Here is an 11,756-nt window from a genome sequence, read left to right as displayed (position 1 = left end):
CGGCGCGGGCGTGGCCGGAGCCGGAACCGCCGCCGGCGCCGTCCGGGTCGCGCGGCGTTCCCGCCGGTCGGCCCGCAGCGCCGCGGCACCCAGCCGCTCGGCGTCGTCCAGCCGGAGCTCCTCGACGGCGGAGCGGAGGATCTCGACCTCGCCGTCGGAGGCCCGGCGGCCGCGGACGTGCTCGACGAACCCGCAGCAGACGTCGAGCTCGCTGCGGCCGGCGACCCGCTCGGTGTAGCTGAGGTCGACCGCCCCGGCGACGCCCTCGGGCTCGAACCGCAGCTCGAGGGTGTGCGGGAAGCGGGTGCGCAGCCGCTGCATCGCCTCGGCAGGGCGCTCCGGGTCGGTGAGCGTGACCCGGCACCAGGCCTGCTCGTGCGGTGCGTAGCCGGAGCCGGAGAGCAGGTCCTCGAGCCGGCCGCGCAGCAGGGCGAGCGGCCGCGGGACCGGGGCCTCGACCGCCTCGACCGACTCGACGCCGTCGCGGCCGAGGGTGACGAGCCAGGAGCCCTTGCGGTGGGCGTGCTCGGAGAAGCTGTAGGCGAGCGGTGAGCCGCTGTACCGGACGGTCTCGCTGATCCGCTGCCGACCGTGCAGGTGACCGAGCGCGGTGTACGACACGCCGTCGAACACGCCGCTCGGCACCGAGGCGACGCCGCCGACGCTGATGTCCCGCTCGCTGTCGCAGACCTCGCCGCCGACGACGAAGGCGTGCGCGGCGACCACAGAGCGGGTCCCGGCGGGGCGGCCCGCGAGGTCGGCGCGGACGCCGTCCATCGCCGCGCCGAGCACCGCGGCGTGCGTGGCGCCGGTCTCGGTGAGCCCGAGGGCGCCCGCGGCGAGGACGGGCTCGAGGTAGGGGAGCGGGTAGAGGGCGACCGGGCCGTGCCGGTCCTCGAGGAGCACGGGCTCGGCGCAGCGTCGCGCGTCGGTGCGGACGTGGACCCGGGCGGTCTCGAGCACCCGGGAGGCGAACCCGAGGCGCCGCGCGGAGTCGTGGTTGCCGCTCGCGAGGACGACGGTCGCCCCGGTCGACGTCAGCCGGGCCAGCGCCTCGTCGAGGAGGGCGACGACGTCGACGCCCGGGATCGCCCGGTCGTAGACGTCCCCGGCGACGAGCACGACGTCCACCTGCTCGGATCTGACCACCTCGACGACGTGGTCGACGAACGCCGCCTGGGCGTCGAGCATCCCGACGCGGTGGAACGACCGCCCGAGGTGCCAGTCCGAGGTGTGGAGGATCCGCACGATCCAGACCCTATGCACTGGCCCCGACAGCCGGGGCGAGGCGCGCCCGCCGGGCGGCCACCTGCGTGCGTCACGTCGTCCGCTCTGGTCACGCGGGTGCGGCCTGTGCTTCAGTCGCCGCATGGGCGACGAGGTGAGCGGGACCGGGTTCACGCGCGAGGAGCGGCAGCGCTACCGCGAGAAGGTCCAGCTGTGCCTGGACGTCTTCGAGCGGATGCTGTCGACGACGCACTTCGACGCCGAGCAGCCGATGACCGGGCTCGAGGTCGAGCTCAACCTCGTCGACGCCGACTACCAGCCGTTCCTGGGCAACATGGCCGTGCTCGAGGAGATCGCCGACCCGGCGTACCAGACCGAGCTCGGGGCCTACAACATCGAGCTCAACGTGCCGCCGCAGCCGCTCGCGGGGGACGCGAGCCTGCGGCTCGAGGCGTCCCTGCGGGCCTCCCTCAACGCCGCCGAGGAGAAGGCCAACCGGCGCGGCGGGCACATCGTCATGGTCGGGATCCTCCCGACGCTCATGCCGGAGCACCTCGCGGGCGAGTCGTGGATGAGCCCGTCGGCGCGCTACCAGGCGCTCGAGAACTCGATCTTCGCCGCCCGCGGCGAGGACATCCACCTCGACATCACCGGCGTCGAGCGGCTCGCGACGTACGCCGACACCCTCGCGCCCGAGTCCGCGTGCACGAGCGTCCAGCTGCACCTGCAGGTCGCCCCCGCGGACTTCGCGCGCAACTGGAACGCCTCCCAGGTGATCGCCGGCCCGCAGCTCGCGATGGGGGCCAACTCGCCGTACTTCTTCGGCCACGAGCTCTGGCGCGAGACCCGGATCGAGCTCTTCGCGCAGTCGACGGACACCCGCCCGCAAGAGCTGCGCAACCAGGGCGTCCGGCCGCGGGTCTGGTTCGGCGAGCGGTGGATCACGTCCATCTTCGACCTCTTCGAGGAGAACGTCCGGTACTTCCCGGCGCTGCTGCCCGAAGTGACCGACGAGGACCCGCTGCGCGTGCTCGAGTCCGGCGCGGCGCCGCGGCTGCAGGAGCTGCGGCTGCACAACGGGACCATCTACCGCTGGAACCGCCCGGTCTACGACGTCGTGGACGGCGTCCCGCACGTACGCGTGGAGAACCGGGTGCTCCCGGCCGGCCCGACGGTCGTCGACATCCTCGCGAACAGCGCCTTCTACTACGGGGCCCTGCGGGTGCTCGCCGAGGACGACCGGCCGGTCTGGACGAAGCTCACCTTCCCGACGGCCGAGGAGAACTTCCACGAGTGCGCCCGGCGCGGCCTCGACGCGACGGTCTACTGGCCGGGCCTCGGGGACGTCACCGTCGACGAGCTCGTCCTGCGCCGGCTGCTCCCCATGGCCTACGAGGGCCTGGACCGCTGGGGGGTCGACCCCGCCGTCCGCGACCGGTACCTCGGCATCATCGAGGAGCGCGCCAAGACCGGTCGCAACGGGGCGGCCTGGCAGACCGAGACCGTCCAGGCGCTCGAGGGGCGCGGTGCCCCGAGGGCCGAGGCGCTGCGGCAGATGCTCGCGCTGTACGTCGAGGGCATGCACTCCAACGAGCCGGTGCACACCTGGCCGGTGCCGTAGGCCGGTCCGGCTGCCCGCGACGGGTCAGCGCGGCGCCATCGAGCGCAGGCTGACACCGCCCAGCGGGTCGGTGGCCCAGGCCGCGGTGAGCGTCCCGGCCGCGACGTCGCCGTCGAGGCGCAGCCGGCGCGGGGTCTCGAGCAGGAGGACGTCGGCCCGCACCCTTCCCGGGGCCGGTGACCCGGCGCTCACCGCGAGCGGTGCGCCGCCGTCGTCCGGCTCGGTGACTGCCCAGCGGTCCGCGCCGACGTCCGCCACGACGGTGCCGTCCCACGCGTCGAGCGTGAGCGTCCACCCGGTGGTGCCCCGGCGCAGCACGGCGCCGGTGAGGCCGCGCGGGCCGACCGTGCCGCTGGACCGCAGCAGGGTCCCGGGCGGGACGGCGTCCGGACCGCCCGCCGGGACAGGCGGCAGCCCGAGCGCGCCGAGCCGGTCGGCGAGGGCGTCGTCGGCACCGGACCGCGGGAGCGGCCCGTCGGCGAGCGCCGGCAGCACGTGCGCCCACAGCGCGTCGAGGACGGCCTGCATGTCGGGCGCGGCGGCCGTCGTCGCGACGACGAGGTCCGCCCCGGGGACGACGACGCAGAACTGTCCGTACGCGCCGTCACCGCGGTAGCCGTGCCGGGAGCGCCAGAACTGCCGGCCGTAGCCCTGCGCCCAGTCGCCGTCCCGGGCCTCGACGACCGCCTCGACGACCGCCTCGACGACCGCCTCGCCGACCGCCTCGCCGACCCCCGCTCCGGCCGGGACGACCGTGGGGACGTGCTCGCGGGTCGCCTCCGCGACCCAGCCCTCGGGCAGCACCTGACGGCCCTGCCGGCGCCCGTCGTCGAGCAGGCACTGGCCGAACCGGGCGACGTCCTCGGTCGTCAGGTGCAGTCCCGAGTAGCCGATCTCCCGGCCCGGCGGGTGCTGCTGCCAGCCGCCCGGGGCGATGCCGAGCGGCTCGAACAGGCGCGGCCGCAGGTAGTCGGTGAGCGTGCCGCCGGTGACGCGCTGGACGATCGCGGCGAGCGCGTACGTGCACGGCTGGTTGTAGGCGAACACGGTGCCGGGGTCGCGGTCGGGCGGGATCGTGAGGAACCCGAGGACCGGGTCGTCCGCCGCGAACGCCGTGTCGACGGTCTCGGCGAGGTGCCCGCTCGCCATCGCGGCGACGTCCCGGACCCGCATCGCCCTGCTGCGCCGGTCGGTGACCGCGCCGTCCAGCTCCGGGAAGTACGACAGGACGGTCGCGTCCATGTCGAGCAGGCCCTCGGCCTCCGCGAACCCGGCGGCGGCGGAGGTGAAGCTCTTGCTCAGCGAGTAGAGCAGGTGCACCCGCCCGGGCGTGTACGGGTGCCACCAGCCCTCCGCGACGACGTGGCCGTGGCGGACGACGACGAGCGAGTGCAGCTCGACGCCCGGTGCGGCGTCCAGCGCGTCGAGGAACGCACCCATCCCGGCCGGGTCGACCCCCTGCGCGGACGGCGTGCTGCGGGGCAGGGACGACGCCGCTGTCGATGGCACGGCCGGCTCCTCTCGTCGAGGTGCCCATCGCACCACACCGAGGTCGGGACGAACCGGACGGTCCCTGGCCCGGGCGCGTTCCACCTGCAAGGCTGCGCCGAGAAGGTCCGCGACGACGTCAGGAGGAGCCCCCGTGGCAGACGTGCAGCAGCACAAGGTGATGCTCGACGAGTCGGAGATGCCGACCCGCTGGTACAACGTCATCCCCGACCTGCCGTCGCCGCCGCCCCCGCCGCTGCACCCGGGGACGATGCAGCCGGTCGGCCCGGAGGACCTCGCGCCGCTCTTCCCGATGGACCTCATCCTCCAGGAGGTGACGACCGACTCCTACGTGGACATCCCCGAGGAGGTCCAGGACGTCTACCGGCTCTGGAGGCCGTCCCCGCTGTACCGCGCGCACCGGCTCGAGAAGGCGCTCGGCACCCCCGCGAAGATCTTCTACAAGTACGAGGGCGTCTCGCCGGCCGGCTCGCACAAGCCAAACACCGCCGTCCCGCAGGCCTACTACAACGCCAAGGCCGGCGTGAAGAAGCTGACGACCGAGACCGGTGCGGGCCAGTGGGGGACCGCCCTCGCGTTCGCCTGCGCGCAGTACGGGATCGAGTGCGAGGTGTGGCAGGTCGGCGCGAGCTACGACCTCAAGCCGTACCGGCGCATCATGATCGAGACGTTCGGCGGCACCGTGCACCGGTCGCCGTCCGACCTGACGAACGCAGGGCGGGCGCTGCTCGCGACCGACCCGAACCACCCGGGCTCGCTCGGCATCGCGATCAGCGAGGCGGTCGAGGTCGCCGCGCAGGACCCCGAGATCCGGTACGCGCTCGGCAGCGTGCTCAACCACGTGCTGCTGCACCAGACGATCATCGGTGAGGAGGCGCTGCTCCAGTTCGCCAAGCTCGGGCTCTCGCCGGACGTCATCGTCGGCTGCACCGGTGGCGGCTCCAACTTCGGCGGCCTGACGTTCCCGTTCCTGCGGGAGAAGCTCGCCGGGAAGATGAACCCGACGATCCGCGCCGTCGAGCCGGCGTCCTGCCCGTCGCTCACGCAGGGCGTGTACGCCTACGACTTCGGCGACACGGCCGGCATGACCCCGCTCATGAAGATGCACACGCTCGGCCACGACTTCGTGCCGGACCCGATCCACGCCGGCGGCCTGCGGTACCACGGCATGAGCCCGCTCATCTCGCACATCTACGAGCTCGGGCTCATCGAGGCGCTCGCGCTGCCGCAGACCGAGTGCTTCAGCGCGGCGGTCCAGTTCGCGCGCACCGAGGGCATCGTCCCTGCGCCGGAGCCGACGCACGCGATCGCCGCGTGCATCCGGGAGGCGCTCGCGTGCAAGGAGTCCGGTGAGGAGAAGGTCATCCTCACCGCGCTCTGCGGCCACGGCCACCTCGACCTCGCGTCGTACGACGCGTACCTGTCGGGGCGGATGACGGACGAGGACGTCACGTCGGCCCGGTTCGCCGAGTCGATCGCGGCGATCCCGGTGGTGCCCGCCTGACCCACGCCGTCAGGACCGGGAACGGTCGACGCGGACGGTCCGCCGCACCTGGGTGCGGCGGACCTCTCGCGTCCCGGACCTGTCGGTCAGTCGTCCGCGAGCCGGGCCGGGAACCCGCCCGTGGCGATCGGCGACCAGCGCGTCGGCGTGACCCGGATGAGCGACTTCGCCTGCTTCACCATGGCGGCGCGGTACTCGCTCCAGTCCGGGTGCTCGCCCGAGATGCACCGGAAGTACTCGACGAGCGGCTCGACGGAGTCGGGCGGGTCGATGACCTCGGCCTCGCCGTCCACCTGCACCCAGGCGCCGCCGAAGTCGTCGGACAGGACGACGACGCTCACCCGCGGGTCGCGCCGGGCGTTGACCGCCTTCGCCCGGTCCGGGTAGGTCGAGACGACGATCCGGCCCTGCGGGTCGACGCCCATCGTCACCGGCGAGCCCTGCGGGGAACCGTCGGAGCGCCGGGTCAGCAGGATGCCGTGGTGCCGCGGCCGGGCGAAGTCCAGCAGCCCGTCGAGGTCGACCGTCGTGTTCGTCGCAATCGTCCGTGCCATGTCGGCGACCCTAGCCCGGCTACCGTGCTCGCATGCCCGCGACCGCGCTCTTCGACCCCGCCGACCCGTCGTTCCTCGCCGACCCGTACCCGGCGTTCGCCGCGCTGCGGGCGCAGGGCGAGGTGCACCGGCACGACACGATGGGGCTGCACGTCGCGGTCTCGCACGCGGCGTGCGACGCCGTCTTCCGGGACCGCGGGCTCGGCCGGATCTGGAAGGACAAGGAGCCCGCCGAGCAGTTCCCGGCGTTCAACATGCTCCACCGGACGTCGATCCTCGAGAATGAGCCGCCGACCCACACCCGGCTGCGCCGCCTCGTCGCAGGCGCGTTCGGGCGCGGGCACGTCGAGCGGATGCGGCCGTGGATCGGCGACCTCGCCGACTCGCTCGTCGCCGACCTCGTCGACCGGCTGCGGGACGGCGGCGACCCGCCGGCCGGGGACGCTGCCGGCGGGGCGACCGGTGCTGCCGATCTGATCGCGGCCGTCGCCGAGCCGCTGCCCGTCGAGGTCATCGCCCAGCTGCTCAACGTGCCCCCGCACGACCGGGTGCACCTGCGGCCGTGGTCGAACGCGATCGTCAAGATGTACGAGTACGGGCTCGACGAGACCCGCCGGGCGCAGGCCGAGGCGGCGTCCGCGGCCTTCGTCGCCTACCTGCGCGAGCTCGTCGCCGACCGTCGGGCGCATCCCCGCGAGGACGACATGGTGAGCGACCTCGTCGCCGCCTCCGACGGTGAGGACCGGCTCACCGAGGACGAGATCGTGGGCACGTGCGTGCTGCTGCTCATGGCCGGGCACGAGGCGACCGTCAACGTCGTCGGCAACGGGATGCTCGCGATGCTCCACCACCGCGACCAGTGGGAGCGGGTGGTCGCCGACCCGGGCCTCGTGCCGTCGGCCACCGAGGAGATGCTCCGGTTCGACTCCTCGCTGCAGCTCTTCGAGCGGACGGCGACCCGGGACGTCGAGGTCGCCGGCACCGTCGTCCGCGCGGGGGAGAAGGTCGCCGCGCTGCTCGGCGCCGCGAACCGGGACCCGGCCGTCTTCGCCGAACCGGACCGGTTCGACGTGGCGCGCACGCCCAACCCGCACCTCGGGTTCGGGGCCGGGATCCACTTCTGCCTCGGCGCCCCGCTGGCCCGGGTCGAGGTCCAGTCGGTCCTCGCGGCACTGCGCACCCGGATGCCGGGCATCGTGCTCGCCCAGGAGCCGGTACGGCGCCCCGAGTTCGTCATCCGCGGGCTGGAGTCGCTCGACGTCGCCCTGGGATGACCGGGCTCACGGCCGGAGGATCTCGTCGCCCGCGAGGTAGACGAGCCCTTCGTCGAGGGTCTGGAACGCCGCGAACGCGCGACCCTGCCCGAGCCGCTTGAAGCCCCGGAACGCCATGACCTGGAGGCTCGTCATGCCGATGAGGGCGATCCGGGTGCCGCGCGGCTCCCACACCTGGCGGCTCAGCCGCTTGGACTCCGACTGCGACCGGTACCCGAGCCGGGCCCCGGTCACGTCGGAGACCATCCGGACCGGTCCGTCGTGCGCGGCGACGATCCCGGCCGCCTCGGCCATGACGGCGAGGGCCGGGTCGTCGTCGAGCCCGCGGTAGTCGGCGTAGAGGTAGCGCATGCCGTCGTGCTCGCGCCACGTGCACCCTGCCATCGCGTCCGCCCTCCCGGTCCGGTGCCTCCATGATCGGCGGGCCGGCGGGCGGGCTTGAGCCTGGCACCATGACGGTGTGACGGCTCGGGAGGTCGCGGCGCCGGACGGCGTCGCGCCGGTCCTCGTCCTCGTCACGGGTGCTCCCGGTGCCGGCAAGACGACGCTCGCCGGCCCGCTCGCCGTGGCGCTCGGACTGCCACTCATCGGCAAGGACGTCGTCAAGGAGACCCTCTACGACGCCCTGCCCGCCCCGGCGACGGCGGCCACGCCGGACGGCGCGCTCGCCTGGTCGCGCACGCTCGGGGCGGCGGCGATCCGGCTCATGTGGCGGCTCGCCGCGGACGCGCCGCAGGTCGTCGTCGAGACGAACCTCCGCCCGCGGGACCCGCGGGACCTCGCCCACGTCGCCGGGCTGCGCCGTCCGGTCGTCGAGGTGCACTGCACGTGCCCGCCGGACCTCGCCCGGCGGCGGTACGCCGACCGGGCCCGTGACCCGCGGCGGCACGCCGGCGCCCACCCGCTCACCGACCTCCCGGCCGACGCCTTCACCGAGTTCGACGGGCCGGCGGGGCTCGGGCCGGCCGTCGTCGTCGACACCACACGGGCGGTCGACGTCGGCGCCGTCGCGACGCAGGTCGCCGGGCTGCTGGAGCGGCTCAGATCCCCAGCGTGAGCGGCACCGGCGGCGGGCCGTCCCGCAGGATCGACGCGACGAGACCGGCGAGGTCGGCGGGCACGAGCCGGTCCGGGGACGCCCCGAGCCCGGCGGGGGTCCACCAGCGCCACTGCTGGTCCGCGGCGACCTCCGCGGCGGTGTACCCGGACGTGTCCACCTCGAGGGTGTCGACCCGGGCCAGGTACCAGCGCTCGCGGACGTCCCACACCGTGCCGTCCCAGCCGACGACGTGCCGCCGGTCGCCGATGTGCGGGCCGAGCACGGGCCGCTCCCAGCCGGTCTCCTCGACGAGCTCGCGGACGGCGGCCTCGTCGGGCGTCTCGCCGGGCTCGACGGCGCCGCCGGCCGGGAACCAGAACGGGTCCCCGGTCTCGCTGAAGCCCCGGAAGAGCAGGAGCCGGTCCGCGCCGTCGAGCAGGAGCACCCGGACCGTCGGACGGGGCACGGCGTCGGGGTGCAGGTCGTCCGTCACCCGCCGCCCCCGAGCGCGGCGTCGGCGTCCGCGTCGAGGCCGATCATCCGCAGGAGCATGGCGCCGTCGACGACCGCGATGACGCGGGCCGCGGCGGCCCGCCGCCCGGCCTCGGGGACGTCGGCGAGGCGGTCCGCGACGAGCCCGACGAAGCCGTCGCCGAGGCCCGCTGCCAGTGCGCGGTACGGCGAGGCCGGGTCGGCCCCGAGCAGGCACAGCTCGAGCCAGCGGGCGAGCACCGTGCCGACCTGCGGCCCGGCGAGCAGGGCCCCGAGCCGGGCCGGCGCCTCGGCGAGGGGCCACGGGCCGGGGTCGGAGCCGGCCGCCGCGACGACCTGCGCCGCGACCGTCGTCATGACGGCCGCGACGAGGTCCGGCTTGGTGGGGAAGTAGTAGACCACCGTGCGGTCCGGGACCCCGGCCCGCTGCCCGACGGCGGCGAAGGTGAGCGCGGCGAGGCCGTCCTGCAGGGCCACCTCGACGGCGGCGGCGAGCAGGCTCTCCCGGTCATGACGGCGGCGCGGCGGCACACGTCCACCGTACTGACCCGCCCGGGGCCGGCCGCGACACGGACCGCTGACCGGGTGACCACGCCGTCAAGGCCTCGACCCGGGCGGGCCGGACAGGCGAGGATGGCAGCACCGGATGGCAGGTCGCCCCGGGACGGCGGGTCCGGCCGCGTTCCGAGGCCCTGCCGGGCGCGAGGGGAACCAGATGACCCAGGTCGGCCGGGGGAGTCGTCTCGCTCTGCGCGTCGGCGACCGCACGGTCGTGCTGCGGGCGCTCGCCGACCGTGACCTGGACGGCGACTGGTCGCTGCCCGTGCTCGCGCTCGCCTCCGGGCTGGACGACGTCCGCGGGGACGTCGACATCACGACCGAGACCGGCGTGGTCACCCTCGGCGCCCGCCTGGTCCACGACGACACCGGGCTCGCCCTGCGCCGCGCCGGTGACGACTCCCCGGTCCGGGTGCAGCGCCGCCAGGACGTCCGCGGCCCGCTCGCGCTGCCGCTGCGGGCGGCCGTCCTGGACCCGCGGGTCCGGCAGGACCTCACGGACCTGGCCTTCCACGGCGCGACCCTCGACGTCAGCGCGGGCGGTCTGCGGGTCGACGCGGGGGACGCCGTCGACGAGGCCGAGCACCTGCCGGCCGCGACCCGGCTGTTCGTCGAGCTCGAGCTGCCCGACGAGGTGCTCGTGCCCGCGGTCCTCTCGCTCGTGGCGCCGGGCAGCGAGGGCCTGCGCGGCTCGTTCGTCGACATCGCGGCGGCCGACCGGGAGCGGCTCGTGCGGCTCGTGTTCGCCGAGCAGCGCCGCACCCTGGCCGCGCGGAAGCGGGCGCGCGGCAACCTCCCGACGGACCACCTCGTGACGTCGCTGCGCAGGGACCCGTTCAGCCCCTGACGCCCGTCACCGACCCGCGGGGCCGCTGACCCGGCCCGCCGTCATGACGTGCGCGGCGAGCAGCCCGACGAGGGCCTGGACGACGGGCGTCCCGAGCACGAGCTCGAGCTGGAGCGGTGCCGTCCCGGCCCGGTCGCCCGGGGAGCGGGTGAGGACGGCGACCGCGACGACGAGCGTCCACGTCACCGCCGGCACGAGGGCGCCGAGGGCGAGGACGGCGCTTGGCCGGTCCGGGCCGGGGCGCAGCCGGCGCACCGCGACGTCGCAGAGCACGCCGGCGACGAGCACCGTGGCGACGGTGACCCGGTTCGCGCCGCCCGCGACGGCCAGGCTCAGGGCACCGCAGGCGCCGAAGAGCACGGTGACGGCGCCGGCGGGCAGTCGCCACAGGGTCGCCAGGTGCAGCAGCGGGACGACGAGAACGAGGGTCGTCAGCACGACGGAGGACAGCACCCACGCCGTGAAGAGCGTGTCCGTGTACCCGAAGGCGACCAGGTAGCCCTCGCCGCGCCGGACCAGGGCGTTGCCGTACTGCACGAACAGCAGCACCTGGGCGGTCGCCAGGGCGAGCCCGGCGACCGCCGGGAGCAGCCGTCGCAGGCCCGGGTCGGGCCCGAGGCCGTCGTCGGCACGGGCGGTCCGCAGGGGCGTCGTGACGATGAGGACCATCGCCGTCGCGAGAGCCAGGTGCGTGGGGGAGAAGAGGATCCGGATGGCCTGCTCGATCCCGAGCACGGTGTGCCACACCATGTCGCCCGCACCGGCGACGGCGAAGCCCCCCGCGGCGACGAGCGCCGTCCGGTAGGCGGCGGGGACGACGTCCCAGCGCTCGCGCAGGGTCCCCGGCCCACGGACGGCGGCGAGCAGCGGCGTCCGCACGACCCAGGCCAGCCAGGCCGCGGTCGCCGTGAACCCGGAGTAGAAGACCGCGTGCCAGGGCGTGAAGAAGCTCTCCAGGCCCGGCAGGTTGTTGTGCGCCCACGCGTCGAGGAGCAGCCCGGCGGTGAACCACAGCGACAGCAGGGCGGTCACGCCGTCCGGCCGGCGCGCCGCACCGCCGGGCACGGGCGGCGCGGGCGGCCTCGTCGTCGGTGTCTGCGTCACTGCGGCCTCCCCGGCCCGGCGGGCACG

At 75.0% G+C, this 11,756-nt stretch carries 12 protein-coding genes; 5 read left to right on the top strand and 7 right to left on the bottom strand.

Going from position 1 to position 11,756, the window contains the following annotated elements; all coding sequences use genetic code 11:
- The coding region (locus ECOMGDLI_RS22620) for an exonuclease SbcCD subunit D (protein WP_088319101.1) at positions 1 to 1,248 on the bottom strand (1,248 nt) is incomplete at its 3' end.
- A gap of 121 nt (positions 1,249 to 1,369) precedes the next feature.
- Here ECOMGDLI_RS22620 and ECOMGDLI_RS22615 point away from each other — a divergent pair.
- The gene (locus ECOMGDLI_RS22615) at positions 1,370 to 2,848 is read left to right on the top strand and encodes a glutamate--cysteine ligase (RefSeq protein WP_088319100.1); all 1,479 of its coding nucleotides are present in this window, start codon (positions 1,370 to 1,372) and stop codon (positions 2,846 to 2,848) included.
- A gap of 24 nt (positions 2,849 to 2,872) precedes the next feature.
- Here ECOMGDLI_RS22615 and ECOMGDLI_RS22610 read toward each other — a convergent pair whose 3' ends face one another.
- The gene (locus ECOMGDLI_RS22610; RefSeq protein ID WP_233153593.1) at positions 2,873 to 4,357 is read right to left on the bottom strand and encodes a serine hydrolase; all 1,485 of its coding nucleotides are present in this window, start codon (positions 4,355 to 4,357) and stop codon (positions 2,873 to 2,875) included.
- A 133-nt stretch (positions 4,358 to 4,490) separates the two neighbouring features.
- Here ECOMGDLI_RS22610 and ECOMGDLI_RS22605 point away from each other — a divergent pair, with 133 nt between their 5' ends.
- Positions 4,491 to 5,861 carry a TrpB-like pyridoxal phosphate-dependent enzyme gene (locus ECOMGDLI_RS22605; protein ID WP_233153592.1) on the top strand — a complete coding sequence of 457 codons (1,371 nt, stop codon included), beginning with the start codon at positions 4,491 to 4,493 and terminating at the stop codon, positions 5,859 to 5,861.
- 86 nt (positions 5,862 to 5,947) lie between these two features.
- Here ECOMGDLI_RS22605 and ECOMGDLI_RS22600 read toward each other — a convergent pair whose 3' ends face one another.
- Positions 5,948 to 6,415: a PPOX class F420-dependent oxidoreductase gene (locus ECOMGDLI_RS22600; RefSeq protein WP_088319098.1), complete on the bottom strand. Its 468-nt coding sequence runs from the start codon at positions 6,413 to 6,415 to the stop codon at positions 5,948 to 5,950.
- 32 nt (positions 6,416 to 6,447) lie between these two features.
- On the opposite strand from ECOMGDLI_RS22600, the gene ECOMGDLI_RS22595 reads away from it, so the two are divergent.
- Positions 6,448 to 7,689, top strand: coding sequence for a cytochrome P450 (locus ECOMGDLI_RS22595; RefSeq protein WP_088319097.1), 1,242 nt, complete (start codon positions 6,448 to 6,450; stop codon positions 7,687 to 7,689).
- Positions 7,690 to 7,695: 6 nt separating this feature from the next.
- On the opposite strand, the gene ECOMGDLI_RS22590 is transcribed toward ECOMGDLI_RS22595, so the two are convergent.
- Positions 7,696 to 8,073, bottom strand: coding sequence for a hypothetical protein (locus ECOMGDLI_RS22590; RefSeq protein ID WP_088319096.1), 378 nt, complete (start codon positions 8,071 to 8,073; stop codon positions 7,696 to 7,698).
- A gap of 76 nt (positions 8,074 to 8,149) precedes the next feature.
- Here ECOMGDLI_RS22590 and ECOMGDLI_RS22585 point away from each other — a divergent pair, with 76 nt between their 5' ends.
- Positions 8,150 to 8,746, top strand: a complete 597-nt coding sequence (locus ECOMGDLI_RS22585) for an AAA family ATPase (RefSeq protein ID WP_088319095.1) — start codon at positions 8,150 to 8,152, stop codon at positions 8,744 to 8,746.
- On the opposite strand, the gene ECOMGDLI_RS33970 is transcribed toward ECOMGDLI_RS22585, so the two are convergent.
- Together ECOMGDLI_RS33970 and ECOMGDLI_RS22575 are read right to left on the bottom strand one after the other, a co-directional pair.
- The gene (locus tag ECOMGDLI_RS33970; RefSeq protein ID WP_143447849.1) at positions 8,730 to 9,221 is read right to left on the bottom strand and encodes an NUDIX hydrolase; all 492 of its coding nucleotides are present in this window, start codon (positions 9,219 to 9,221) and stop codon (positions 8,730 to 8,732) included. The genes ECOMGDLI_RS22585 and ECOMGDLI_RS33970 overlap by 17 nt on opposite strands.
- Positions 9,218 to 9,751 carry a helix-turn-helix domain-containing protein gene (locus ECOMGDLI_RS22575; RefSeq protein ID WP_088319093.1) on the bottom strand — a complete coding sequence of 178 codons (534 nt, stop codon included), beginning with the start codon at positions 9,749 to 9,751 and terminating at the stop codon, positions 9,218 to 9,220. Before ECOMGDLI_RS22575 ends, ECOMGDLI_RS33970 begins: the two co-directional genes overlap by 4 nt.
- 184 nt (positions 9,752 to 9,935) lie before the next feature.
- Between ECOMGDLI_RS22575 and ECOMGDLI_RS22570 the strand changes: the two genes are divergently transcribed.
- On the top strand, positions 9,936 to 10,625 hold the full coding sequence (locus ECOMGDLI_RS22570; RefSeq protein WP_143447848.1) for a PilZ domain-containing protein: 690 nt from the start codon (positions 9,936 to 9,938) through the stop codon (positions 10,623 to 10,625).
- A 6-nt stretch (positions 10,626 to 10,631) separates the two neighbouring features.
- Here the strand turns inward: ECOMGDLI_RS22570 and ECOMGDLI_RS22565 are convergent, their stop codons facing one another.
- Positions 10,632 to 11,729 (bottom strand): hypothetical protein, encoded by a 1,098-nt coding sequence (locus ECOMGDLI_RS22565; RefSeq protein WP_143447847.1) that lies wholly within the window; start codon positions 11,727 to 11,729, stop codon positions 10,632 to 10,634.
- Between the last annotated feature and the right edge of the window lie 27 nt (positions 11,730 to 11,756).

This window comes from Kineosporia sp. R_H_3 (assembly GCF_002198675.1).
Lineage (GTDB): Bacteria > Actinomycetota > Actinomycetes > Actinomycetales > Kineosporiaceae > R-H-3.
This window is presented reverse-complemented; position numbering and strand designations above follow the sequence as displayed.